The 22,972-nt window shown below is 70.3% G+C and carries 23 protein-coding genes and 2 pseudogenes; 15 read left to right on the top strand and 10 right to left on the bottom strand.

Features of this window, described 5'->3' with window-relative positions; genetic code table 11:
• The first annotated feature begins 162 nt into the window (after positions 1-162).
• The 9 genes and pseudogenes from ACIO3R_RS17350 (at position 163) to ACIO3R_RS17310 (ending at position 8,310) form a co-directional block, all read left to right on the top strand.
• Positions 163-1,719: a sensor histidine kinase gene (locus tag ACIO3R_RS17350; protein ID WP_402106448.1), complete on the top strand. Its 1,557-nt coding sequence runs from the start codon at positions 163-165 to the stop codon at positions 1,717-1,719.
• On the top strand, positions 1,716-2,153 hold the full coding sequence (locus tag ACIO3R_RS17345) for a roadblock/LC7 domain-containing protein (RefSeq protein ID WP_207319687.1): 438 nt from the start codon (positions 1,716-1,718) through the stop codon (positions 2,151-2,153). Before ACIO3R_RS17350 ends, ACIO3R_RS17345 begins: the two co-directional genes overlap by 4 nt.
• Positions 2,150-2,515 (top strand): DUF742 domain-containing protein, encoded by a 366-nt coding sequence (locus ACIO3R_RS17340; protein WP_385041755.1) that lies wholly within the window; start codon positions 2,150-2,152, stop codon positions 2,513-2,515. Before ACIO3R_RS17345 ends, ACIO3R_RS17340 begins: the two co-directional genes overlap by 4 nt.
• On the top strand, positions 2,496-3,146 hold the full coding sequence (locus ACIO3R_RS17335; protein WP_363027941.1) for an ATP/GTP-binding protein: 651 nt from the start codon (positions 2,496-2,498) through the stop codon (positions 3,144-3,146). Before ACIO3R_RS17340 ends, ACIO3R_RS17335 begins: the two co-directional genes overlap by 20 nt.
• Positions 3,143-4,408 (top strand): cytochrome P450, encoded by a 1,266-nt coding sequence (locus ACIO3R_RS17330; protein ID WP_385041753.1) that lies wholly within the window; start codon positions 3,143-3,145, stop codon positions 4,406-4,408. Before ACIO3R_RS17335 ends, ACIO3R_RS17330 begins: the two co-directional genes overlap by 4 nt.
• On the top strand, positions 4,405-5,613 hold the full coding sequence (locus tag ACIO3R_RS17325; protein ID WP_402106445.1) for a cytochrome P450: 1,209 nt from the start codon (positions 4,405-4,407) through the stop codon (positions 5,611-5,613). The genes ACIO3R_RS17330 and ACIO3R_RS17325 overlap by 4 nt, the downstream gene beginning before the upstream one ends.
• Before the next feature lie 106 nt (positions 5,614-5,719).
• Entirely contained in the window at positions 5,720-6,838 is a 1,119-nt protein-coding gene (gene serC, locus ACIO3R_RS17320; RefSeq protein ID WP_363027937.1) for a phosphoserine transaminase, read from the top strand.
• 159 nt (positions 6,839-6,997) lie between these two features.
• Positions 6,998-7,633: pseudogene (locus ACIO3R_RS17315) on the top strand (Uma2 family endonuclease); the annotation flags it as partial.
• A 167-nt stretch (positions 7,634-7,800) separates the two neighbouring features.
• Entirely contained in the window at positions 7,801-8,310 is a 510-nt protein-coding gene (locus ACIO3R_RS17310) for a DinB family protein (protein WP_402106442.1), read from the top strand.
• A gap of 10 nt (positions 8,311-8,320) precedes the next feature.
• On the opposite strand, the gene ACIO3R_RS17305 is transcribed toward ACIO3R_RS17310, so the two are convergent.
• Complete coding sequence (locus tag ACIO3R_RS17305; RefSeq protein ID WP_402106439.1) at positions 8,321-8,836, bottom strand: GNAT family N-acetyltransferase; 516 nt, start codon at positions 8,834-8,836, stop codon at positions 8,321-8,323.
• A gap of 68 nt (positions 8,837-8,904) precedes the next feature.
• Positions 8,905-9,891, bottom strand: coding sequence for a WD40 repeat domain-containing protein (locus tag ACIO3R_RS17300; protein ID WP_385040234.1), 987 nt, complete (start codon positions 9,889-9,891; stop codon positions 8,905-8,907).
• 58 nt (positions 9,892-9,949) lie between these two features.
• Between ACIO3R_RS17300 and ACIO3R_RS17295 the strand changes: the two genes are divergently transcribed.
• Positions 9,950-10,708 carry a GDSL-type esterase/lipase family protein gene (locus ACIO3R_RS17295; protein ID WP_402106437.1) on the top strand — a complete coding sequence of 253 codons (759 nt, stop codon included), beginning with the start codon at positions 9,950-9,952 and terminating at the stop codon, positions 10,706-10,708.
• On the opposite strand, the gene ACIO3R_RS17290 is transcribed toward ACIO3R_RS17295, so the two are convergent.
• The 3 genes from ACIO3R_RS17290 to ACIO3R_RS17280 form a co-directional block, all read right to left on the bottom strand.
• A complete protein-coding gene (locus tag ACIO3R_RS17290; RefSeq protein ID WP_385040239.1) occupies positions 10,644-11,273 on the bottom strand; it encodes a helix-turn-helix domain-containing protein in 630 nt (209 codons plus the stop codon). The genes ACIO3R_RS17295 and ACIO3R_RS17290 overlap by 65 nt on opposite strands.
• Before the next feature lie 43 nt (positions 11,274-11,316).
• Positions 11,317-11,973, bottom strand: coding sequence for a TetR/AcrR family transcriptional regulator (locus ACIO3R_RS17285; RefSeq protein WP_385040241.1), 657 nt, complete (start codon positions 11,971-11,973; stop codon positions 11,317-11,319).
• 731 nt (positions 11,974-12,704) lie between these two features.
• Positions 12,705-13,115, bottom strand: coding sequence for a VOC family protein (locus ACIO3R_RS17280; RefSeq protein ID WP_402106435.1), 411 nt, complete (start codon positions 13,113-13,115; stop codon positions 12,705-12,707).
• Between the two features lie 152 nt (positions 13,116-13,267).
• Between ACIO3R_RS17280 and ACIO3R_RS17275 the strand changes: the two genes are divergently transcribed.
• Positions 13,268-14,257 (top strand): helix-turn-helix transcriptional regulator, encoded by a 990-nt coding sequence (locus tag ACIO3R_RS17275; RefSeq protein WP_402106433.1) that lies wholly within the window; start codon positions 13,268-13,270, stop codon positions 14,255-14,257.
• An 83-nt stretch (positions 14,258-14,340) separates the two neighbouring features.
• Here ACIO3R_RS17275 and ACIO3R_RS17270 read toward each other — a convergent pair whose 3' ends face one another.
• Both ACIO3R_RS17270 and ACIO3R_RS17265 read right to left on the bottom strand, forming a co-directional pair.
• A complete protein-coding gene (locus tag ACIO3R_RS17270) occupies positions 14,341-15,024 on the bottom strand; it encodes an ABC transporter ATP-binding protein (RefSeq protein WP_385040247.1) in 684 nt (227 codons plus the stop codon).
• A complete protein-coding gene (locus ACIO3R_RS17265; protein ID WP_402106430.1) occupies positions 15,021-16,145 on the bottom strand; it encodes an ABC transporter permease in 1,125 nt (374 codons plus the stop codon). The genes ACIO3R_RS17270 and ACIO3R_RS17265 overlap by 4 nt, the downstream gene beginning before the upstream one ends.
• A gap of 116 nt (positions 16,146-16,261) precedes the next feature.
• Here ACIO3R_RS17265 and ACIO3R_RS17260 point away from each other — a divergent pair, with 116 nt between their 5' ends.
• Positions 16,262-16,852, top strand: coding sequence for a TetR/AcrR family transcriptional regulator (locus ACIO3R_RS17260; protein ID WP_402106428.1), 591 nt, complete (start codon positions 16,262-16,264; stop codon positions 16,850-16,852).
• A 163-nt stretch (positions 16,853-17,015) separates the two neighbouring features.
• On the opposite strand, the gene ACIO3R_RS17255 is transcribed toward ACIO3R_RS17260, so the two are convergent.
• Entirely contained in the window at positions 17,016-17,447 is a 432-nt protein-coding gene (locus tag ACIO3R_RS17255; protein WP_402106425.1) for a hypothetical protein, read from the bottom strand.
• Between the two features lie 433 nt (positions 17,448-17,880).
• Complete coding sequence (locus tag ACIO3R_RS17250) at positions 17,881-19,227, bottom strand: tetratricopeptide repeat protein (protein ID WP_402106423.1); 1,347 nt, start codon at positions 19,225-19,227, stop codon at positions 17,881-17,883.
• Between the two features lie 114 nt (positions 19,228-19,341).
• On the opposite strand from ACIO3R_RS17250, the gene ACIO3R_RS17245 reads away from it, so the two are divergent.
• From ACIO3R_RS17245 to ACIO3R_RS17235, 3 genes are all read left to right on the top strand, one after another.
• Positions 19,342-19,596 carry a hypothetical protein gene (locus ACIO3R_RS17245; protein ID WP_401289638.1) on the top strand — a complete coding sequence of 85 codons (255 nt, stop codon included), beginning with the start codon at positions 19,342-19,344 and terminating at the stop codon, positions 19,594-19,596.
• A 1,088-nt stretch (positions 19,597-20,684) separates the two neighbouring features.
• Entirely contained in the window at positions 20,685-21,551 is an 867-nt protein-coding gene (locus ACIO3R_RS17240; RefSeq protein WP_402106419.1) for a radical SAM protein, read from the top strand.
• 20 nt (positions 21,552-21,571) lie between these two features.
• Entirely contained in the window at positions 21,572-22,717 is a 1,146-nt protein-coding gene (locus ACIO3R_RS17235) for a methyltransferase domain-containing protein (protein ID WP_402106417.1), read from the top strand.
• A gap of 71 nt (positions 22,718-22,788) precedes the next feature.
• Here the strand turns inward: ACIO3R_RS17235 and ACIO3R_RS17230 are convergent.
• Positions 22,789-22,920, bottom strand: a pseudogene (locus ACIO3R_RS17230) (DUF4157 domain-containing protein); the annotation flags it as partial.
• Positions 22,921-22,972: the final 52 nt, after the last annotated feature.

Raw genomic sequence — 22,972 nt, 5'->3', positions numbered from 1 at the left:
AACAGAGAGCACCACAAGTTCTTCCCAAACAGATCGTCAATTCTCATATAGTGACTCAGACTTGTCTGGGAATCATCTGTTCCAGTTGTCACATTTGATCCCCACCGTACCGACTTGCCCGAACCGTCCCGTCCGTCACCGTCCGCGTCCCAAGGACTCCGCTTGCGCCCCTCAACCAAGCCGACCGCACTGGCCCTGCTGGTCACGGTGGCCATCACCGGATCCCTGTGCCTCTGGGCAGCCGTCGCCGCCCCCGACTCGGCCAGGACCGCAGTGGCGTGGGGGGCGGGTGCCGCAGCCGTGCTGCTGTCCGCCGCCGTCGCCACCTCCGTCAACGCCCGCGCCACCGTGCGCCGGCTGCGCGAGATGCACGCGGCCGAGAGCAGCCGGTTCACCGCGGAGACCTCCCGGATGGTCTCGGCCTCCGCCTACGACGCCCAGCGCTTCACCGCCGAGACGGCAAGGATGAAATCGGCCGCCGCCGCAGAGCGGGACCGGCTCACCGCCCAGGCCGCGGCCGCCGCGGAGCGCCTCACCGCCGAGAACGCCAAGCTCAAGGCCCGCGTCTCGCGCAGCGAGACCGAGCGCTCCGCCGCCGTCGCCGCGTGCGCCAACGCCGCGGGCCGGATGCAGGCCCTCGCCACGAGCATGCTCGCCGACCTCCGCGACATGGAGAACCGGCACGCCTCCGAGGACGTCCTGGGCGACCTGCTGCACCTGGACCACCGCACCGCCCAGGCGGGCCGGCTGGCCGACTCCATCGCCGTGCTGACCGGCGCGCGCTCCGGACGCCGCTGGGCGAAGCCCATCGTCATGGAGTCCATCCTGCGCGGCGCGATGGGCCGGATCAGCGGGTACCAGCGCATTCGCCTCCACTCCACCAGCGACGTCGCCATCGCCGGGCACGCCGCCGAGGGCGTCATGCACGCGCTGGCCGAACTCCTCGACAACGCCGCGAACTTCTCGCCGCCCACCGCCGAGGTCCACGTGTACGTGGAGGAGGTACCGGCCGGCATCGTGCTGACCGTCGAGGACAGCGGCCTGGTCATGAGCGATGTGCAGCTGCGCCGCGCCGAGCGCGCCGTCTCCGCGGCCAACCAGGACCTGACCGGTCTCTCCGGCACCCGGCTCGGCCTCGCCGTCGTCGGCCGACTGGCCCGCAAGCACGGACTGACGGTCTCCTTCCGGCCCTCCGCGCGCGGAGGCACCGGCGCGCTGATGATGCTGCCGCAGGAGATCATCACCAGAACCCCGGCACCGGCCTCGACGCCGGCGCCCGAACCCGCCGCCCGCCCGGCGGCCGCTGCCCCGCGTGAGCCCGAGCCGGTCCACGCCTCCGGAGCCGACGGGAGCGACGGGACGGACGGGCCCGACAGGACCGGAGCAGCGGTCCGGACCGACGCCACCGATCCGGCCGACGGCACCCGGGACGGCTCCCGCACCCAGGAGATCCCGCGCTCCGACTCCGGCGCCGGCTCGGACACCACCGGCAGCCTCCCCCGGTTCGGCGACAGCGGCCTTCCCAAGCGCTCCCGCGGCCGCACCCTGGCCGCCGCAGAGTCCCGCGCCAAGGCCTCGGCCGACGCCGACGCCGACGCAACCGACGGAACGAACCCCCGGGCCCGTACGTCCGACCCCAAGGCCCAGGCAGCCCGCTTCAGCAGCTTCCGCCAGGCCGTACGGCCCACCTCACCGCACCCGGAAGGCAACACCCGATGACCGCGACCACGGACGAGAAGCTCAACTGGCTGCTGGAGGGGCTCCTTGAGCGCACCCCCGGCGCCCGCCACGCCCTCGTGCTGTCCAGGGACGGCCTCAAGCTGTGCCGTACCCCCGAGCTCTCCGTCGACCAGGCTGACCAGCTGGCCGCGATCTCGGCCGGCATCCAGAGCCTGTCGCACGGCGCGTCCGTCGAGTTCGGCGACGGCACCGGCGGCGTACGGTCCGCGATGGCCGAGTTCTACGGTGGCGTGCTGTTCATCGTGGAGGCGGGTGCGGGCGCCCACCTCGCCGTCGTCGCCTCGGAGGACGCCGACGTCGGCCTCGTCGGGCACAACATGAGCGAGCTCGTCGAGCAGCTCGGCGAACACCTCGTCGCCCCGCCGCGCGAGCCCTCCGAGGCCCCCGGGGCCTCCGAGAACGCGGCCGTATGACGCCGCGCCCCCGTCCCGGCCGGGACGACGACCCGGACCGGCTCTACACCCTCACCGGTGGCCGCAGCCGCTCCGACTCGGCCGCCTTCGACCTGGTGACACTCGTCGTCTCGGAATGCGAACCGGCCCCCGGTATGCAGTCGGAGCACGTCGCGATCCTGCGAATGTGCGAACGGCCCACCGCGGTCGTCGAGATCGCCGCGAGCCTGAAACTGCCCGTCAGCATCGTGCGCATCCTGCTGTGCGACCTGCTCGACACCAGCCGGATCAGCGCCCGCCACCCTCGTACCGCACGCGTCGCGGACCGGCTCCCCGACCCCGACATCCTGGAACAGGTGCTCGTTGGACTCCGCAACCTCTGACCGTGCCGCCCTGCAGGCCACGGCCGACAACGGACTGAAGATCGTCGTCGTCGGTGGCTTCGGGGTAGGCAAGACCACCATGGTCCGATCCGTGAGCGAGATCCGTCCGCTCAACACGGAGGAGACGATGACCCGCGCGGGCGAGGCGGTCGACCACCTGGACGGCGTGCACTCCAAGACGTCCACCACCGTCGCCTTCGACTTCGGCCGGATCACCCTCGACGAACGCTCGGTGCTGTACCTGTTCGGCGCGCCCGGCCAGGAGCGCTTCTGGTTCCTGTGGGACCGGCTGTTCTCCGGCACGCTCGGTGCCGTCGTGCTCGTCGACACCCGGCGCCTCGCCGACTCCTGGTACGCCATCGACCGGCTGGAGCACCACGGCACGCCGTTCATCGTGGCGTGCAACGACTTCGGCGGCAGCTTCCACACCGAGCAGCAGATCCGGGAGGCGCTCGACCTCTCCGAGGACGTACCGCTCGTGGAGTGCGACGCCCGGGACCGGTCCTCCAGCAAGTACGTACTGATCACGCTGGTGGAGCACCTGTACGCCCTCTCCAGGGGCACGGCCAGCTCCTCCGCCGCCACCCGTCCGGAGACCACGCCGGAGAAGACCCCGGAGCACACCACGTGACCCAGCCCACCGAACCGCCCCCGGGCTGCCCGGCGCACGGCCGCGCGCCACTGTCCGGACCACGGTTCCAGACCGAACCCACCCAGCTGTACCGGGAGATGCGCCGCGACCACGGTGCCGTGGCACCCGTCGTCCTGGACGGCGACGTCCCGGCCTGGCTGGTCCTCGGCTACCGCGAACTGCACCAGCTCACCAGCGACCCGGTGCTGTTCAGCCGCGACTCCGACCTGTGGAGCCAGTGGGAGCACATCCCCGACGACTGGCCGCTGCTCCCGATGATCGGCCGCAAGCAGCCGTCGATCCTCTACACGGTCGGCCCCCGGCACGTCGAGCGCGCCCGGATGATCAGCGACGCCCTGGAGGCGGTCGACCCCTTCTCGCTGAAGCGGTACGCGGAGGAGTTCGCCGACGAGCTGATCGACCGGTTCTGCTCCACGGGCGGGACCGACATCATCGCCGAGTACGCGATGCTGCTCCCCGCCCGCGTCCTCGCCCGGATCTACGGCTTCAGCGACGAGGTCGGCGACGCGCTCGTCGGCTCGATCAACGACATGATCGACGGCCGGGAGCGCGCGCTCGCCGGGCAGACACACCTCGCCACCTCGATGTTCCAGCTGCTGGCCGACAAGCGCACCGAGCCCGGCGACGACGTCGCCACCCGGATGCTGGCCGACCCCGGCGGCTTCACGGACGAGGAGATCGCCCAGGACCTGATGGTCATGATGGCCGCCGGTCACCAGCCGACCGCGGACTGGATGGGCAACTCGCTGCGGCTGATGCTCACCGACGACCGGTTCGCCGCCTCGCTCTCCGGCGGCCGGCACAGCGTCGCCGAGGCCATGAACGAAGTCCTCTGGGAGGACACCCCGACGCAGAACGTCGCGGGCCGCTGGGCCTCGCGCGACACCCACCTCGGGGGCCGCCACATCCAGGCGGGCGACCTGCTGCTGCTGGGCATCGCCGCGGCCAACTCCGACCCGCAGGTCCGCACCGACGGCTCCGCGCTGACCGGCGGCAACAACGCGTTCCTCTCCTTCGGCCACGGCGAGCACCGCTGCCCCTTCCCGGCCCAGGAGACCGCGGAGGTCATCGCCCGTACCGGCATCGAGGTACTCCTCGACCGCCTCCCGGACATCGACCTCGCCGTCCCCGCCGGACAGCTCACCCGGCGCCCGTCCCCCTGGCTGCGGGGGCTGACGGACCTCCCCGTCGCCTTCACGCCCACCCCCGCCGCAGGACCCGCCAACGGAGGCCAGCAATGACCCGGATCGTCCTCGACCCCTTCGTCGCCGACCTCGACGGCGAGAGCTCCGCACTGCGAGCCGCGGGGCCGCTCGCCGAGGTGGAGCTGCCCGGCGGGGTGCACTGCTACGCGGTGACGCACCACGCGGAGGCGCGGCAACTGCTGACCGACGCCCGGATCGTGAAGGACATCAACGTCTGGGGCGCCTGGCAGCGCGGCGAGATACCCCTGGACTGGCCGCTGATCGGCCTCGCCAACCCGGGGCGCTCCATGCTGACCGTCGACGGCGCCGACCACCGCCGGCTGCGCACGCTGGTGGCGCAGGCCCTGACGGTGAAGCGGGTGGAGCGGCTGCGCGCGGGCATCGAGGCGCTCACGACCGCGAGCCTGGACCGCCTCGCGGCGCTGCCCAAGGGCGAGAAGGTCGACCTGAAGGCGGAGTTCGCGTACCCGCTGCCGATGAACGTCATCAGCGAACTGATGGGCGTGGACGGGGCCGACCACCCCCGCCTCAAGGAGCTGTTCGAGAAGTTCTTCTCGACGCAGACGCCGCCGGAGGAGGTCCCGCAGATGATGGCGGACCTCGGCACGCTCTTCACGAAGATCGTCGACGGCAAGCGGGCCGAGCCGGGCGACGACCTGACCAGCGCCCTGATCGCGGCCTCGGAGGACGGCGACCACCTCAGCAACGAGGAGATCGTCAACACCCTCCAGCTGATCATCGCGGCCGGCCACGAGACGACGATCAGCCTGATCGTGAACGCCGTCGTCGCCCTTGAGACCCACCCCGAGCAGCGCGAGCAGGTACTGAGCGGCGAGGTGCCGTGGGAGAACGTGATCGAGGAGACCCTGCGCTGGAACACCCCGACGTCACACGTCCTGATCCGCTTCGCGACCGAGGACGTGGCGGTCGGTGACAAGGTCCTCCCCAAGGGCGAGGCGCTGATCGTCTCCTTCGGCGCACTGGGCCGGGACGAGCAGCAGTACGGGCCGACCGCGGGCGAGTTCGACGCGTCCCGCTCCCCCAACCGCCACATCGCCTTCGGCCACGGCCCGCACGTATGCCCGGGTGCGGCACTGTCCCGGCTGGAGGCGGGGGTCGCACTCCCCGCGCTCTACGAGCGCTTCCCGGAGCTGAACCTCGCGGTACCGGCCGCCGAGCTGCGCAACAAGCCGATCGTCACCCAGAACGACCTGTTCGACCTCCCGGTCGAACTGGGCTGAGCCGGCCCGTCCGGGACGCGCGCTCCGGGTTCCACGAACCGGATCGCGCGTCTCATCCGACGGACAGGATGCGTAGGTGCCGTACCGAACGGCTACGCTCCGAGTCGTGGCCGACATCCAGATTCCCGCTGACATCAAGCCCGCCGACGGGCGCTTCGGCGCCGGTCCTTCCAAGGTGCGGACGGAGGCGCTCGACGCGCTGGCCGCCACCGGAACGTCCCTGCTCGGTACGTCGCATCGCCAGGCTCCGGTGAAGAACCTGGTCGGCGCGGTACGTGACGGAGTGCGCGACCTCTTCTCCCTCCCCGAGGGATACGAGGTGATCCTGGGCAACGGCGGCTCCACCGCCTTCTGGGACATCGCGACGCACGGTCTGATCGAGTCGAAGTCCCAGCACCTCAACTTCGGTGAGTTCTCCTCGAAGTTCGCGAAGGCCGCCAAGCTCGCCCCGTGGCTGGCCGACCCGACCGTCATCGCCTCCGACCCTGGCACCCACCCGGATCCGAAGGCCGAGGCGGGCGTCGACGTCTACGCGTTCACCCACAACGAGACCTCGACCGGTGTCGCGGCCCCGGTCAAGCGCGTCGCGGGCGCCGACGAGGGCTCCCTGGTCCTGGTGGACGCCACCTCCGGCGCGGGCGGCCTGCCGGTCGACATCACCGAGACGGACGTCTACTACTTCGCCCCGCAGAAGTCCTTCGCCTCCGACGGCGGCCTCTGGATCGGCGTCTTCTCCCCGGCGGCCCTGGAGCGCGCGTCCCGCGTCCACGCCTCCGGCCGCCACATCCCGGAGTTCTTCTCGCTGCCCACGGCGATCGACAACTCCCTGAAGAACCAGACGTACAACACCCCGGCCCTGGCCACGCTGTTCCTCCTGAACGAGCAGCTGACCTGGATGAACACCCAGGGCGGCCTGGACTTCACCACCGGCCGCACGGCCGCCTCCTCCGGCCACCTGTACGGCTGGGCCGAGGACTCCAAGTACGCGACCCCGTTCGTCACCGACGCGGCCAAGCGCTCGCAGGTCATCGGCACCATCGACTTCGCGGACGAGATCGACGCCGCCGCGGTCGCCAAGGTGCTGCGCGCCAACGGCATCGTCGACACGGAGCCGTACCGCAAGCTGGGCCGCAACCAGCTGCGCGTGGCGATGTTCCCGGCGATCGACCCGTCGGACGTCCAGGCGCTGACGGCGTGCATCGACTACGTGATCGAGAAGCTGTAGCGCTCACCGCTGACGCGCCGGAACGGCCCTGCATACGTGATCACGTATGCAGGGCCGTTTCTGCTTCACTCGCCGGGGTGACGCGGGGCGTACACGCCGCGAACGGGCACACAGTCCTACGATGATGTTCTCGACATCAGCCCTTTCAGGAGGCCCTCAATGTCTGCAGCAGCAGTCGAGCACCCCTGTGACGGTGAGCCGGAGCGGCCGAAGTTGCAGGAGCGGCAGGAGCCGGAATCACTGCTCGAAAGCGCCAACCGGCTCTCGGAGCAGCTCCCGGGTCACCGCGTCGAGATCATCGGAGGCGTCATCACCGTGGCCCCATCGCCGGACGGCGCGCACGCGAATGCGCTGACCTCGCTCATGGTCCCCTTCCTGGCGGCAGGCCTCCACAGTGGGGAGTCCAAGGTCCTTCAGGCTGTCGGCGTCTGGCTGCCCGGCGGCCCCTCCGACTACGCCATCCCGGACCTGGCCGTCGTCGACGCCGATTTCGACGAGCACCCGAACGACAACAACTGCTACGACCCCGGTGCCTTCCGCCTCGTCCTTGAGGTCACCTCGGGCAACTACCAGAACGACCTGCGGAACAAGGTGACCGCCTACGCCGCCGCCAAGATCCCCGTGTACGTCATCCTGGACCGCAGGCACGGCCGCATCCACGTCCTCACGGAACCCCTCCCCGGCGGGTACGACAACCACGAGGTGTACGCGCCCGGCCACAAGGTCACGCTGCCCGACTCCATCGGCGCCGAGGTCACGCTCGACGTCACCGCCCTGGTGACGGCAGGCCGCCCCAGCCCGAAGGCGAAGCCCAGGCCCAAGCCGCCGGAGGAGCCCGAGCCATCCCAGGAGCAGGAGACGGAGACGGAGCAGGAGGCGCCGCGGGAACCGTCCGAGGACTGAGACCCGAGGACCGGTCTTCGCCCCGCCGCGTTGTCAGTGCCGCTTGCTAGCTTCCGCGTATGAACTCCCCTGTGCCGTACACCGGCAGCGAGAAGGAATCCCTGCACGCCGCCCTCGACCGGCACCGCGACGTGGTGCTGTGGAAGCTCGAAGGGCTGGACGACGAGCAGGTGCGCCGCCCGATGACGCCGACGGGGACGAACCTGCTGGGGCTGGTGAAGCACCTGGCGGCCGTGGAGTACGGCTGGTTCTGCGCATCGTTCGGGTACGACGTCGAGAAGCTCTGGTTCGACCCGGCCACCGAGGACATGACGGTCGCCCCGGACGAGACGACCGCCGGCATCCTGGCGTTCTACGACCGCGCCCGCACCGCCGCCGACCGGGCCATCGAGAAGACGGACCTGGATGTGACGGGCACGTCGTGGAACGGGCGGACGGTGTCGATGCGGTGGGTGCTCATCCACATGCTGGAGGACGTCGTACGGCACGCCGGGCACATGGACATCGTCCGCGAACTGATCGACGGATCGACGGGCGACCACCCGCGCCCGGCCCCGTCCGGGGCCTGAGGACGAGGGCTCATCCGGCGTCCAGCCGCCACCGCACCTCGCCGTCCTCCCACTCCTCGGTCCGTACCAGCCCCGCCGCGGCGGCCACCGCGGCGGAGGCCGTGTGGTCGGGGTGGATGTGGGCGACGACCGTACGCACCGCTCCCCCGTCCAGCAGGTGCGCCACGAGGCCCGCGGCCGCTTCCTTGGCGTAGCCCCGGCCCTGCCGTCCGGACCCGATCACCCAGGCGATCTCGGCCTGCGCGTCGGTCAGGTTCACCGTCGCCTGCGCGTAGCCGGCCAGGCAGTCGTCGTCGCGCACCCTGAGTACCCAGTTCCACCACCGCTCGGCCGGGTCCGGGGAGCCGGCGGACTGGCGGGCGTAGCGGGCCCGCAGGGCGTCCGCGTCCTCGGGGGCGCCGCCGGTGAAGGTGTGCAGGGCCGGGTCGGCGAGTACGGACGCCATCTCGTCGGCGTGCGCCACCCGCAGGGGCTCGGCGTCCAGGCGGGGGGTGGAGAAGGGCACAGGCCCGATTTCAGTCGTCATGATCGGATGATCCTACTTACGGGCCGGGCCGAGCCGTGCTCCGGACGCGGCGGGCGTCCGCGCGGCTGTCAGCCCTTCCTGCGCCGCCTGCCCAGGAGAAACAGCAGCCCGATTCCGGCGAGCACCGCGATCCCGGTCAGTGTGGTGCCCTTCACCGGCGCGCCGTCGCCGTCGCTCCCCGCCCCGGCGGACGACGGCGACTTCACCCCGGTACGGCCCGATTCGCCGCCGTTCTTCAGGTCCACCCGCACCACATCGCTCCGCTCGCCCTCGGAGCCGTACATCAGTGCCGAGCCGTCGGCCGTGTACGTGACCGACTCGGCCTGCCCCAGCAGCGGGGACTCGACCGGGTAGTCCTTCCCGAGCCTGCCGTTCGCGAACGCGTAGCCGCGCGCGCTGAAGTACGAGCGCAGCACCAGTTCCTTGCCGTCCGGCGAGAACGCCCCGTCCGTCACCCACGGCACCTCGCCGACCCGCCGGAAGATGTTGTCCGAGCCGGCCGTGAGCTTCGCGGGGCCCTCGTAGAGCCCGCCGCCGCCCTCCTTCTTCGAGGCGATGTACACGCGCCCGGTCTTCGGGTGGACCATCAGCGACTCCGCGTTGCGCGGCCCGTCCGCGTACTTCACGTCGAACTGCGTCGCGCGGACCGTCGCGTCCCGCAGCACCTTCGGCTCGGGGAAGCGGTAGATCCAGACGTGGTCCCAGCTGCCGTTCAGGTTGTCGCCGATGTCACCTACGTACAGGTTCCCGTCCGGTCCGAGCGAGATCGCCTCCACGTCGCGCGGCTCCCCGACGCCCTTCATGGTGATCGTCGCGACGGTCTTCCCGGTCCGGGAGTCGACGGCGAAGACGTACGGGCCGTCGTCGCTGTCGTTGTGCGTCCAGTAGATCCCCGGGTGGGCCCGGCTGGCGGCCAGTCCGCTGGACTCGGTGATCCGCGGGTCCTTGATCGTGAAGCTCCGGTCGGCCCCGCCGTCGTCGGCCACGGCGGGCACCGCCGCCGCGAGGGACAGGAGCGCGGCGGCGCCGGAGGCAGTCAGTCGATACGAGCGCATGGCACAAGTGTCCATCGTCACGTCGCAGGCCGGAGCCATGATCGGCCATGATGGCGCCATGCGTTTCATGTTCGTCGGCGATTCCATGACCATCGGGCGCGCCGGCGACTTCACCTGGCGCTACCGCATGTGGCAGCACCTCGAAGCGTCCCTCGGCGGACCGTACGCGATCGTCGGCCCGCGCACCGCGCTCCACGACACCGGCACGGGCACCCCCGCCTCGTACGCGTACGGCGCCCCGGCCTTCCCCGCCGCCGCCCGCCACCACCTGGCGGGCTGGGGCGAGGGCTGGCTGCACATGGCCCCGGTGATCGCGGACACGGTCGCCGCGCACCGCGCGGACATCCTGCTCGTCTCGCTCGGCCTGATAGACCTCGGCTTCTACACGGACAGCGAGCAGACCGCCCGCAACGCCCGCACGTTCCTCGCGGCGGCCCGCACAGCGAACCCGCACGTCAGGTGCGTGCTGCTCCCCGTCATCCCGAACATCCGGGCCGAGTCCGACGCCCCCTTCGCCGCCGAGTGCGACCGGTTCAACGAACTCCTCGCCAAGGCCGTGGCCGACCTCGACGCACCGATGTCGCCGATCCTGCTGGCGTCCCGCCCGCCGGGCTACGACATCCACACGGACACCTACGACGGCACGCACCCCGGACCGTCCGGGGAGCACCGGCTCGCGGCCGCCTACGCCGACGCGATGCACCAGGCGTGGGGGCTGGGCGGCCCGTACGTCCCGGCGGCGGACCGGCCCGTCACTGCTTCGCCGCCGGCTTCGCCCGTACGTGCATCCGCTCCCCCTGCGGTCCGAACAGGCTGAGGAACTCCACCGGTTCCGGCCCGACGTTGCCCCACCAGTGCGGTGTACGCGTGTCGAACTCGGCCACCTCTCCCGCCTTCAGCACCAGGTCGTGTTCACCCAGCACCAGCCGCAGCCGCCCCGACAGCACGTAGAGCCACTCGTACCCCTCGTGCACCCGCTGCTCGACGGGACCCGGGGGGCCCGTCAGACCGGGCATGACCTGCTTGTACGCGTTCACCCCGCCGATGTGCCGGGTCAGCGGCACGAACGTCATGCCGTGCCGGTTGAACGGGCGGAACGTGACCCGCGGATCGCCGGTGTCCGGCGCGCCGACGAGTTCGTCCAGCTGCACCCCGTACGCCTTCGCCAGCGGGAGCAGCAGCTCCAGGGTCGGCTTGCGGCCGCCGGACTCCAGCCGGGACAGCGTGCTGAGCGAGATCCCGGTGGTCTCGCTCAGCTGGGCCAGCGTCGTACCGCGCTCCGTCCGCAGCGCGCGCAGCCGCGGCCCCACACCCGTCAGGACGGACGAGAAGTCGCCGTCCGCCGTGCCGTCGTCCTCCGCCGCGTGCTCATGTGCTGCCATCCCTCCATCATGCCGCCGGTTGCCGGTCCGGCAACCGGCTCTGTCATGCGGAGGCCTCGGGGACGACGTCCGGATCCATCATGGCCAGCGACATCCTGGTCAGCTCACTGGCCAGCCAGTCGCCCGGCACCTGGCGCGGGCGGCGCCCGTGGTGGGCGAGGAGCTCGTCGACGGAGCGCGTCAGCACCTTCACGACGACCGTGAGATCGCCGTCCGCCCCATGGCCCCGCTCCGCGGCGCGCTCGGCCTCGCGGGTCAGGAACTCCACCCACACCGACCGCCACATCGCGAGGTGGTCGTCCATCGCCCGGCTCACCCCGAGCACCTCGACGAACGCCACCCTCGCCGCCTGCGCGTCCCGGGTGACGACCCGCACATAGGCGCCGAAGAGTCTGCGGATCCGTTCCTCCGTCGAACAGGTCTCCATGCCCTCGGCCGAGAGCTCCACCTCGACGGCCCGCATCCCGCCGATCGCCACCTCGTCGTACAGGTCGACGAGCAGCGCCTCACGCGATTCGAACTCGCGGTAAAAATCGCGTGGTTGTGCGTGCGCCGCGGCGCAGAGATCCTCGACGGAGGTACGGGCGTACCCGTACACGGCGAACAAGGTACGCGCGGCCGCCATCAGTTGCTCACGGCACCGCACCGGGTCCCTCGTCGCCCGAACTCCGTCCCATCGGTCAACCATGGCATCCACCACCGGTCCTCCTCAGTCCGTCCAGGCCCCCGGGCCCACTCTCCTCGCTCCACCGCGTCAGCGGTGGAACCGCCACACCAGCGAACGGCCGTACGTCTCAGTCGACAACGCCGGCCGCATCCTCCGCGAGGACCGCGGGTCTCGCGGACGCCGGGGCGGAGCTGCGGGTGCGCGCGCCGGAGGGAGGGCCGGACGCGTTCGGCCTCGGAGACTTCGGGATCGGAGACCTCCGCGAGCTCGTCGGCGGCGTCAGTCTCGCCTCAACCGCCCGCTCGTCCATGACCAGTTCGGCTGCCGCTTCGGCCGGTTCTCCGGAGGGTGGGGCGAAGAGTTGATCGGTCACCCACTGGCCTCCCTCACTGAGCGACTTGCCCACGCGGCCCGGGGGCCGCCCTATGCGCAGAAACACACAGAGCGTAATGACGCGATCACGGTACAGCACACGCCTCCCGGTCCACCACACCCGACAGCAGCCCGAAAGCAGTTCCGTATCCACGAAACGGACTTGGGCGGCGGGTGACGAACGCCAGTCCGGCGGACACGTCAGCGCAGGCCGCTCCCCCGCCGCGACGACCGGGGATCGCACGGGCATCAGGTCGGGTGAAGTTTCCACGATCGGCAACGTCACACCGGCGGTCCGTCAAGGCCGCCGCCTGCACCTCGACGACATTCCGGACGTGCCGACGACCGGCCCTCTCGCTGTCCACACTCGACGAGGCCTTCTCCCACCGGAGTCAGCGACGGGCCCGCGGGGCGAACTTCTCGATGGCGGCAGGAGTGACCGGGGTGAAGAAGTTGACGAGGTTGCCGTCGGGGTCACGGAAGAGCAGTGCCCGGTTTCCCCAGGGCATCGTCGTGGGCTCGTTGACGAAGTCGGTGACGAGTCCGGTCAGGTTCTCGTACACCCGGTCCACGTCGTCGACGAGGAACTCAAGGATCACGCTGTGGTTGTCCGCCGGGCGGGCGGAGCCCGGAGCGAACATCGGGACGGTGCGGGTGCTGCCGATCGCGAGTGCGGCGCCGGGAGTGACGATCTCGGCGAAGTCCTCGGTGGACCAGGCCGCGGTCACCCCGGTGGCCTTCTCGTAGAACTCGACGAGGCGCGCGATGTCGTCGGTGATGATGCGGATCGAGACGAAGTCCATGGTGTTCTCCCAGGTCGGAAGGTCGGCGCCAGTCCCGGTCCGGTGTCGGCGGCGGCGCCGACGTGGGTGGAGCCCTTGTGCTCCACAGGCTAGGACGAATAGTGGACAGAATCCGCCCGGTATCCGTCCGGCACGCGCATTAAACTCTGTACATGTCCCGACCCACCGTGCGCGTGCTGACCCTCCTGGAGCTGCTTCAGTCGGGCGGCATCCGGACGGTGGCCGAACTCGCCGACCGGCTCGGCGTCGACGGCCGGACCGTACGGCGGTACGTGGACCAGCTGATCGACCTCGACGTGCCGGTGGAAGCGGTGCGGGGCCGCTACGGCGGGTACCGGCTCGCCCCCGGATTCCGCCTGCCCCCGCTCATGCTCAGCGACGACGAGGCACTGGCCGCGCTGCTCGGTCTGGTCGCGGGCCGCCGGACGGGGCTGATGACGACGGCGGACACGGCGAGCGAGACGGCGGCGGCCAAGATCCGCAGGGTGCTGCCCGAGCGGGTGGCCCGCAGGCTCGACACCGTCCTGGAATCCCTCGCGTTCACGTCCGCGCCCGGCGAGTTCGCCCATCCGGATGCCGAGGTGCTGCTCACGGTCGCCGACGCCGTGCGTCACCGCCGGCCGCTCTCGATCAGATACACCGACCGCGACGGCCGACACAGCGAACGCCCGCTGCACGCCTACGGGATCGTCGCCCATGCGGGCCGGTGGTACGTCACGGGCGCGGACCCCGCGATCGGCGAGGACCGGACCTTCCGGCTCGACCGCATCGCGGGCGCGAGGACCCTGCCCGGCTCGTTCGAGGTGCCCGCCGGACCCGATCCCGCACAGCGCGTGCTGTCGGGGTTCGCCACGGCCGAGTACCGCTACGAGGTGACCCTGCGGATCCACGGAACGGCCGAGCAGATCCGCGCCCGGCTCCCGGAGAGCGTGGCGACCCTGGAAGAGGTCGCCCCCGTGGCGGGCGCGGATCCGGCGGACGGGCCCTGGATGCGCGTCGGGCTGCGCGTGGAGGAGCTCGACTGGCTCCCGCCGGTACTCGCGTCGCTGGACCGGCCGTTCGTCATCGAGCGGCCCGCTGAACTGCGCGACCTCGTCCTCGCGCTCGCGGGCCGCTTGACGTCCTGCGCCCGGCAGACCTGACAGGGGTGGAGCAGGAACTTTCGCCAGGCCGGGACCGGCTGAGGGCGGCCGGTCTCTGCGACTCTCGCACGCAGTGGAGCGTCTCAGAGACCGGCCGGGGCCGCGCCGGCGGTCAGTGCGGCCATGTCCACGACCCGGTCGGCGGCCTCCGCCACGGCCGGGTCGTGTGTCGCCACGACCGTGACGCAGTTGTCCTGGTGGGCCCGTTCGGCGAGGAGCATGGCCAGGTCACCGGCCTGGGAACGGTCGACGGCCGCCGTCGGTTCGTCGATCAGCAGCAGCTTCGGCGAGAGGAAGAGCGCACGGGCCAGGGCCACACGCTGGCGTTCGCCGCCGGAGAGCTGTTCGGGTCGGTGACGCAGCCGGTGGCCGAGCCCCACCCGGGTCAGGGCCTCCTCGGCGCGGGAGCGATGGGCGCGCGGGCGTTCGCCGCTGATGTACACGGCGGCGAGCAGCTGATCGGTGGCGGTGAGGCCGGAGAGCAGGTTGCCGCTCTGGAACATGTAGCCGATCCGTTCCCGGCGTGCCTTGGCGCGCCGGGCGTCGGAGAGCACGGCGAGGTCCTCGCCGTCCAGCAGGACCTGCCCGGAGGTGGGCCGCAACAGCGCGCCCGCGACGGCGAGCAGCGTGGACTTGCCCGAGCCGGACGGGCCGACGAGGGCCGTCATGCGGCCGGGTGCGAAGGTGACGTCGAGGCTGTCGAAGACGGTGGTAAGGGCGTCGGTGCGGCCGAACGTGACGGTGACACCGGTCAGTTCGAGGCTCATCGGTTGGCTCCCAGCATGGTCAGCGGGTCGGCTCGGGTGACCCGGCGCAGGGTCAGGGCGGTGCCCACGAGGCCCACGGCCGCGACGGTGCACATGGTGACGACGAGGGTCGTGGCGGGCAGGCTGAACGGCACCTGTTCGCCGACCAGCAGCCCGACCGCCGCGGCGAGCACGGCGCCCGCCGCGGTACCCAGGACGACGACGAGGGCCGCCTGGAGGACGGTGTGGGCGAGGAGCCTTCTGCGGGAGGCGCCCATGGCGCGCAGCAGGGCGAGTTCGGGTTGCCGTTGCACGGTCCACACAGCGAAGAAGGCGCCGACCACGAGCGGGGCGATCAGGTAGAGGAAGACCTGGATCGAGTTCATGGTGACGCGTTCCCCGGTGTAGCCGGGAGCCGCCTCGTACGCCTTCTCCTTGCTGAGCGTGGTGGTGGAGTACCGCGCGTCGAGGTCGGTGACGGAGGTCCCGCCGGGCGGGGTGCGCAGGGCGAGGGCGCTGAACTGGCCGGGGATCGCGGTGGTCCGGGAGGCCGGGGCGCCGGGGGTGCTGAAGCGGATGCGCTGCCAGGTCTTCAACGGGACGTAGGCGACGGGCACATGCCCGTAGCTGGAGCGCTCGGTGCGTCCGACGACACGGAGTTCGATGCCGAGCCGGTCGATGACGAGGGTGTCGCCGACGCGGACGCCCTCGTCGGCGAGTTTGGCGGACATCACCATGCTGTCCGCCGCCGCACCGGCGAGGCCGTCGCCCTCGGTGACGGAGGGCGCCAGGAAGGAGCCGGGTTCGACGCCGAACGCGGCGAGGTCGACCTCCGCGCCGCGGTTCGTCGTGCCGCGGGTGATGGAGACCCCCAGCGGAGTCGTCTCGGTGTCCGCGTCCTTGCTCCAGGCGGCGGCGGTCTTCTCGTCGAGGAGACTGCGGGCGAACTGGTCGGACCGGGCGTCGGAGGAGAAGACCAGCTGTGAGGCGGGCAGGCGGCGCAGCGGGGAGATCGTGTCGTCGCCCAGGCCGGTGGTGAAGCCGGAGACGATGCCGACGAGTGCGGCGACGAGTACCACGACGGATCCCATGAGCAGGAAGCGCCCTCGGGCGGCGCGCAGCTCCAACAGAGCGAGGAACACGGCGGTTCCCTTCGATGGATCGATGTTAGGGACGGTGTGTCGCTAACTTAGTGGATAGCGACGCCGCGTCCCTAAGTGGGGGTCGTCACGGCCGTCCGGGCTTCTAGACTGGGACGGTGCCCAGGATCAGAGCCGCCACGGTCGCCGAGCACCATGCCCAGCAGCGGCTGGCCCTGGTGCGGGCGGCACGCGAGCTTCTGGAGAGCGGTGACGCCGACGCCGTGACCTTCACCGCGATCGCGAAGGCCACGGGTCTCGCCCGCAACAGCGTGTACAAGTACTTCCCCGGCCGCCCCGAGCTGCTCGCCGCGGTCGTCGAGGACGCGATGCCGCGCTGGACGGAAGCCATCCGGGCCGGCATGTCGGCGGCCGGTACGCCCGAGGAGAAGATCGCCGCCTACGTGTCGTCGCAGCTGGCCCTGGTGCGCGACGGGGAGCACCGGATCGCCCAGGCGCTGGCCGGGGTCCGGGACGCGGCGGTGGTGCGGGAGAGCGCGGTGCGGGCCCACCGGGAGCTGCTCACCCCGCTGATCGGCGCACTGACGGAGCTGGGCGAGGAGGACCCGCGGCGCACCGCGCTGCTTCTGCAGGGAATCGTCAACGCGGCGACGACGGCGGTCGAGAGCGGCGACGACCCGGTCGCGGTGACGGACCGGGCGGTACGCATGACCGTCACCGCGATCACCGGGACGCTCCCGGGGCAGTGAGAAGATCCGGCGGCCTGACGCCGGACGGCGGCCGGCCCGCGAGGGGCGATACCGGCGGTGTCCCGGCCGAAGCCCGGCCGCCGCGGAATCCACCGCGGCGGCCGGGCTCACCCGGCGAAGGAGACGCGGGCCGTCAGACGCGACCCGTCATCGGACGCGAGCGTCAGGAGGTCACGGTCTTGGTCTTCGAACAGTGGGACACGACGCCGCCCTTCGTCAGGCAGGCCCACATGACGTACTGATGGCCTTCGGGCAGGTTGCCGCTCTTCCACGCGGTGTACGGCGAATTGTGGCCGGAGGTGCTGACCACGCGTTCGGCGATACTGCCGTCGGGCGCGCTCAGATGGGCGACGACGCCGTATCCGTCGGCGGTGGCGTCGAAGGCGCCGAGGGTGTCCCCCGTCACGCCACAGCCGGGGTTCGCACTCCACTGGGCGGAACCGGCCCACTTGCCGGCGTCGTTGAAGACATCGACGGCCGGGTACCCGCAGATCTCGTCCGCCGCGGCGGAAGCCGAGCCGGATGTCGCGGTGGCGAGGCCCCCAACCATCACGAGACCGGCCAACGCGACGCCTGCCTTACGAGCAATACGCATGATTCCCCCTTGAACACCGCCAGGATCTCCGGCGGCGGCACTCAGTATGGAATGCGGCGCCGAAGCAGAGCAACGATCTTTTCGGCGGTGGATCGGGGCCGGAGAGTTTCGCGACCAACGCCCGCCGCCGCCAGCTCCGCTTCACCGCCCGATGACCCTGGACAGACGTGATCACCCGCGCGATCCAGCGACTCGCAGCCCTTCCGAACCCCGGCTGACCAACAACTCCGAGCGTCCCGACGAGCCATGGCGACACCCCGGGGCCGCGGAGCCCGGCGCCCGCCCGACGCGACAGCCGGGCCGCCAACCTGACCCAGCCACGCAATTCCGCACCTCGCAAGCACGGGGTCCTGTCAGCGATCCGACGAGGACTGACGAACGATCGAGGCGAGCCCGGCTGTCTCTCCAACTCGGGTGCACGACGGGACTTTCGTCATACAGAGATCAGCTGGGGACGGACAATCGTCCGTGCGCGCTCATACAGCGCTTGCGCATCGTGGTTCTTGAGGTGCGGGCTGATGAGATTGAACATGCTCGCAATCCGCTTGTCGATTCGGCCGGAGTTGACTTGCGGGTAGTCGTCCAGAGCCATACCCCATGTAGAGCACGCGGCTTCAAGATGCCCGACGGTCAGTTGCCTCTCTGCAAGAATCGCCCGCTCCTTGACGCGCGTCCGTCGATAGATGCTGTGCCGCAACTTGTCTGATTCCTGCATGGCGGCTACAGCCCCCGTCAAGTCTCCCATTTCAAAACGCACCTGGCTCGTGTGATAGTTGAGCGAGGCAGGATCATATGAGCCGAAAGCCTTTCCGCGAGACTCCGCCCGGTCCATTGCAACTTCGGCTTCTGAAAGGTACTTCCGCGCTGATCGGTGGTCGCCGATTTGCGCGGCTGCATGGGCTTGTTGACCAGCCAGGAAGGCGCGCATCCGGGGTCCGGCTTGCAGGGATGACGCTGCGGCGGCATCGGCTAGCCGCATGGCAATCGGGCCCTGGTTGAGGTCTACGGCCTGCACGCTCATGCCCCGAAGAGTGGTGCAGAACGTCAGGTGATCTTCCGAAGCCCCGGCAAGTTCCAACGCCTTCAGGTAGTAGCGCTGGGCGAGTCCGTGCAAGCCTTCATCCACGGCCATGTATCCAGTGAGGTAGCAAAGATCGGACGCCGCAGACATCATCGCTTTACGTACGTCCTCCGACCCATCGGTTCGGAGGAACGGCGCAACGGTGTTCACCAGGAATGCCGCAGCGAGCGGCCTGGCAGTTCGGCCTCCGAACTGGTCATCCATGGAAGAAAGCTGCTCGGTCATTGCGGAGACCGTTGCTACGTCGGACATTCCCAGGCGCTTCCGGGTTCCATGCCGGGAAGATTCCATGCGCCCCACCACATCCGGCCAATTCGGCACGGTGAGGGCAACAGAGAAGAGAGCGGCACTGACCACGCTTCGGCGGGAAGGGTCCATGTCCAGCCTTCCAAGATCAATGATCCCGTCAACTGTGCCATGGGGCTCCGCCTCCTCACCTTCATTGCATGCGGGAAGGCCCGCTTCAAGGTGCGTGACGGGACGCCCGAGCTTGCGTGCGAACGCTTCCAGGATGAGTGGTCGCACTCCCTCACGCGGCACGCTCCCGCTCAGCCACTGGTGAATGGAAGGCGCACGGTACTGCTTCGGAGTGCCTTGCTCGGTCCCGATGCGGTTGATCGCTTGCGCGCACTGCCGCAACGACCAACCCGTCTCACGGAACAGCCGCTCCAAGGCCGTATTTGGCTCGCTGGTCCCCACGCTCGTTCAACTCCCCATGCACGGTGGCTCTAAGCGCTTAACGCTCTTAATCCTTGTGCGCTTCCCAACAGTACCGCCGTGCGTAACCAGGCTGTTGCCTAGAGCGAACAGCCGATGCGGAAGGGATCAAGGACAGTGGTGACAGACCCGCTAGTACCCGCCGTGGGGGCACTCCTGGTGGACATGGGACACGCGGACCGAGTTGGGGAGTTCCGGGGGCTCGCCGGCTCGCACTGGTCGCTTCGGCCGATTCGTGGCGGAGTCGAGTGGGAAGCCGATCCCCAGCGCGTACGCCCTGCGGACGCCATAGAACGCCTTAGCGCAAGGACTGCCCTCGCGAACAGGCAGAGTCGGGGGGAAGCCCTGTGACCCGCTTACGTGTCCGGCTCTTTCTTGCTGCGGGTGCCGCGGAGATCCGACTACGGAACCGGCTTCCGCGGTTCCTGGACGCGATCACCCCGCACCGGCACCGGCCGGACGGCTTAGCCGCAGAGTTGGACTGCGTCGCATCGGACCCAGAGACCCGCGCGCTGTTCCGCGCCGAGCTGGACCGTGCGATTGCCGAGTACCGCGCGGACACTGCCCACTTGACCGCGTTCATGGAAGCGGCAGCCGCGGCAATAGAGGCCGTGATCGAGCCTCGCGCCGGGCAGCGTGCCACATGACCGGCTTCTCTTACATAGCGGAGATCACCGCAACAACTGGCCGCAAAGCTGTTTCGCTCGGCGGGGCCACCATGGCGAATCGTCGGCTCGCGCTCCGGTGGCTGCGGCGGCGAGCACTTCGACTTGCAGATGACTCTGGAGCCTCCGAGCCCCCGCCGACCGGCGCAAGGGACGTCCGGCCGATCAGCTTTCGGGGCCCCGCCGTTCCGAACGGGCTCCGCGCGTGGGCTGAGGACCCGGACCAACAGGAGGAGGCAATAAGGCTGCTGGAATCCGGCTGTCCGGATGTGCTCACCGTGCTCGATCCCGCCGCCGGCCTGCTGGTGACGCTCGCCGGCTGGCCTGTCCGGTCTGCCCGTGCCGTAGGCGACCAGCGCCCGATCAATGCCCGCCCCCTAAGCCAAGGAAGCCGCGTGCGCCGTCGTTCAAGATCCGAAGTCCACTCCGCACGGCGTCAACTGAGCATCCACCGGGCTGACGTGGTGGAGGCGTACCGGGCGGGGGCATCCATGCAGAACATCTGTCGTACCTGGGAGGTGGATTCCAGGTGGCTCACCGCTCAGTTCGAAGCGTGGGGCGAGCCCCGCCGTGACCTCTCCGAGGTTGCCCTTGTTCGCGGCTCCCGCATTTCGCCCTTCCGCCTCTAAGGCTTCCGCCTCGCCGCATAGGTCCCGTGCGTAGGGGGCCGCGACTCGCTCTGCGGCGGAGTGGGGCCTCGCCCTGGTCAACTGCCAATGATCGTGGTGCAGTCGGCCGATTCCCGCACACATGACGACACGGGAGGAACACAGCATGACCACGCTCATCGAGCCCCCGACCCGCGAACCCCTCGCCGGTATCCAGTCGCTTGAACTGGAGATCACCGGTAAGTGTCAGCTCACGTGCACGCACTGTCTGTCGGAGTCCAGCCCCCAGGCAACGCACGGCACCATGACCCCCGAGGACTGGCGGGGGGTCATCGTGGATGCTGCCGGGCTCGGCATCCGTACCGTCCAGCTCATCGGGGGCGAGCCGACCGTTCACCCGCAGTGGCGAGAGTTCGCCGAACTCGGGCTCTCGCTCGGGCTGCACGTGGAGGTGTACTCGAACCTGTACGTGGTCAAGCCCGCGTGGTGGGAGCTGTTCCAGCGGGACGGGCTCACCCTCGGGACGAGCTACTACAGCGACGACCCCGAGGAACACGACCGGATCACGGGCAGGACCGGCAGCTACGTCCGCACCCGGTGCAACATCCGCGAAGCCGTGAACCGAGGGATCACGGTCCGGGCCGGAATCGTGGACATCCTGCCGGAGCAACGCGTCGCCGAAGCCCGCGTCGAACTGCGATCCATGGGCGTGAAGCACATCAACACCGACCGGGCGCGAGCCGTGGGGCGGGCCGCACTGCCGGGACAGTCGCCCACCCTCGCCGAGATGTGCGGACGGTGCACGCGCGGGCGGGCTGCCGTACTGCCGAACGGTGACCTCGCTGGCTGCGTGCTCTCGCGGGACTTCCCGGCGGGCAACGTGCGGGAAACCCGGCTCGCCGATCTGCTCGGCGGGACGGCATGGCAACAGCTCTCCGCCCGCATCCCCATGCCCGCCCGCAATGCGTGCCCGCCGGACGATTCCGGGGACTGCGACCCCGCGAACACCGAAGCGTGTGACCCCGCGTACTGATGACTGGAAGGCTCGGCACCATGGATTGGGAAAAGACAGCGGGCAGGCTCGCCGACCGGGTGACGGACCCGGATTCCCGGTGGCTCGCCCCGGTAGCACGGGTGCCCCGGCACCAGCTGGTCCCGCGCTGGTGGGACATGGACAGCTCGGGCACGTGGGTTCTCCGCGACGGGGCAAGCAATCCGGAGGCATGGGCCGAAGCCGCCTATGCGGACCGGTCGTTGGTGACCAAGGTCGGCAGACTGCACGCCGACCACGCGAAGCCCGATGACCACCCCGAGGGGCTGCCCACGTCCTCCGCCACGCTGCCGAGTCTGGTGGTTCGGATGCTGCGACATGCACGGCTCGGGCCGGGACTGCCATTGCTCGACCTGGGCACCGGAGCCGGCGGGCTCACCGCGTACGCGTCCCATCTCATCGGGGCCGAGCATGTGACGAGCCTGGACGTGGACCCGTATCTGGTCAGTGCTGCGGAGGACCGGCTCTCGCGCATGGGGCATCACCCGGAGATGATCACGGCTGACGCGACCGAACACGTTCCCGGTGCGTACGACCGCATCGTTTCCACGGTGGGCCTCCCTGCCGGACCAGGGCTCCGCCCCGTCCTCTCCGCACTCGCACCCGGCGGGAGGATCGCGACAACCATCGGGCGCACGTGCCTGATCATCACGGGGTGGAAGCACGGGGACGGCGACGTGTACGGGCAGGTGGAAAGAGACATGGCGGGGTTCATGCTCACCCGTTCCGGCAACGACTACCCGCCGCCCCTCGCCGGGCTGTTCGCCCTCGCCCGAAGCGCGGAAGGCGACGAGCGCAGCACGGGCCGCTACCCCGTGGTGGACGTGGCCGAAGCGTGGGAACTCCGGTCCATGCTGGAGATCACGGCACCGGGTGCGGAACTCGGATACGAGACTCACGACCGGGCCCGTACCGCCTTCCTGGTCCACCCGGACGGCTCATGGGCACGAGCGTCCGCCGAGTGGACCGACCCGCCGGAAGTCCACCAGGGCGGACCGCAACGGCTCTGGACGGCTTTGGAGCGCATCCGCAACCGTCTGAACGCCGAGGGCTCGTTGCCGCTACTCGGCGCACGGGTCCGCATCACGCCCGATGGGGTCTGCCGCCTGTCCCGCGGGAAGTGGCGCGCGTCTGTCGGGGACCGCTAACCACCTTCTGCCTGTCCGGCCCGAGGGTTTCGGACAGGCAGAAGGTCCCGAGCCCCGCCCGGCCTCCAAGGCCCGCTGCCGTTCTCCGTACCCGCGACCGGCCGTTGGCGCTGCTGGATGACGTGGGTCAGCTCATGGGCGGGGGTGTACCTGTCCGTGCCGCCGCCGAGGACAACGTGGTTGCCGGAGGTGCAGACGCGGGCGGTCGGGCCAGGTCCCCGAGGGCAGTCTGTTCCGTCTGTGTCGTTCTCCGCG

The sequence above is a fragment of the Streptomyces sp. NPDC087428 genome, from assembly GCF_044744085.1.
GTDB lineage: Bacteria > Actinomycetota > Actinomycetes > Streptomycetales > Streptomycetaceae > Streptomyces.
Note: the sequence above shows the minus strand (reverse complement) of the source record. Positions and strands in the feature narration are given on the sequence as shown.

Excerpts from the sequence above, each read along its gene's own strand:
- ACIO3R_RS17245 (WP_401289638.1), top strand. The coding sequence starts at position 19,342 with ATGCGGAAGGGATCAAGGACAGTGGTGACAGACCCGCTAGTACCCGCC.
- ACIO3R_RS17235 (WP_402106417.1), top strand. The coding sequence starts at position 21,572 with ATGGATTGGGAAAAGACAGCGGGCAGGCTCGCCGACCGGGTGACGGAC.
- ACIO3R_RS17240 (WP_402106419.1), top strand. The coding sequence starts at position 20,685 with ATGACCACGCTCATCGAGCCCCCGACCCGCGAACCCCTCGCCGGTATC.
- ACIO3R_RS17310 (WP_402106442.1), top strand. The coding sequence starts at position 7,801 with ATGAACTCCCCTGTGCCGTACACCGGCAGCGAGAAGGAATCCCTGCAC.
- ACIO3R_RS17340 (WP_385041755.1), top strand. The coding sequence starts at position 2,150 with ATGACGCCGCGCCCCCGTCCCGGCCGGGACGACGACCCGGACCGGCTC.
- ACIO3R_RS17300 (WP_385040234.1), bottom strand. The coding sequence starts at position 9,891 with ATGCGCTCGTATCGACTGACTGCCTCCGGCGCCGCCGCGCTCCTGTCC.
- ACIO3R_RS17290 (WP_385040239.1), bottom strand. The coding sequence starts at position 11,273 with ATGGCAGCACATGAGCACGCGGCGGAGGACGACGGCACGGCGGACGGC.
- ACIO3R_RS17270 (WP_385040247.1), bottom strand. The coding sequence starts at position 15,024 with ATGAGCCTCGAACTGACCGGTGTCACCGTCACGTTCGGCCGCACCGAC.
- ACIO3R_RS17255 (WP_402106425.1), bottom strand. The coding sequence starts at position 17,447 with ATGCGTATTGCTCGTAAGGCAGGCGTCGCGTTGGCCGGTCTCGTGATG.
- ACIO3R_RS17280 (WP_402106435.1), bottom strand. The coding sequence starts at position 13,115 with ATGGACTTCGTCTCGATCCGCATCATCACCGACGACATCGCGCGCCTC.
- ACIO3R_RS17325 (WP_402106445.1), top strand. The coding sequence starts at position 4,405 with ATGACCCGGATCGTCCTCGACCCCTTCGTCGCCGACCTCGACGGCGAG.
- ACIO3R_RS17275 (WP_402106433.1), top strand. The coding sequence starts at position 13,268 with ATGTCCCGACCCACCGTGCGCGTGCTGACCCTCCTGGAGCTGCTTCAG.
- ACIO3R_RS17345 (WP_207319687.1), top strand. The coding sequence starts at position 1,716 with ATGACCGCGACCACGGACGAGAAGCTCAACTGGCTGCTGGAGGGGCTC.
- ACIO3R_RS17295 (WP_402106437.1), top strand. The coding sequence starts at position 9,950 with ATGCGTTTCATGTTCGTCGGCGATTCCATGACCATCGGGCGCGCCGGC.
- ACIO3R_RS17305 (WP_402106439.1), bottom strand. The coding sequence starts at position 8,836 with ATGACGACTGAAATCGGGCCTGTGCCCTTCTCCACCCCCCGCCTGGAC.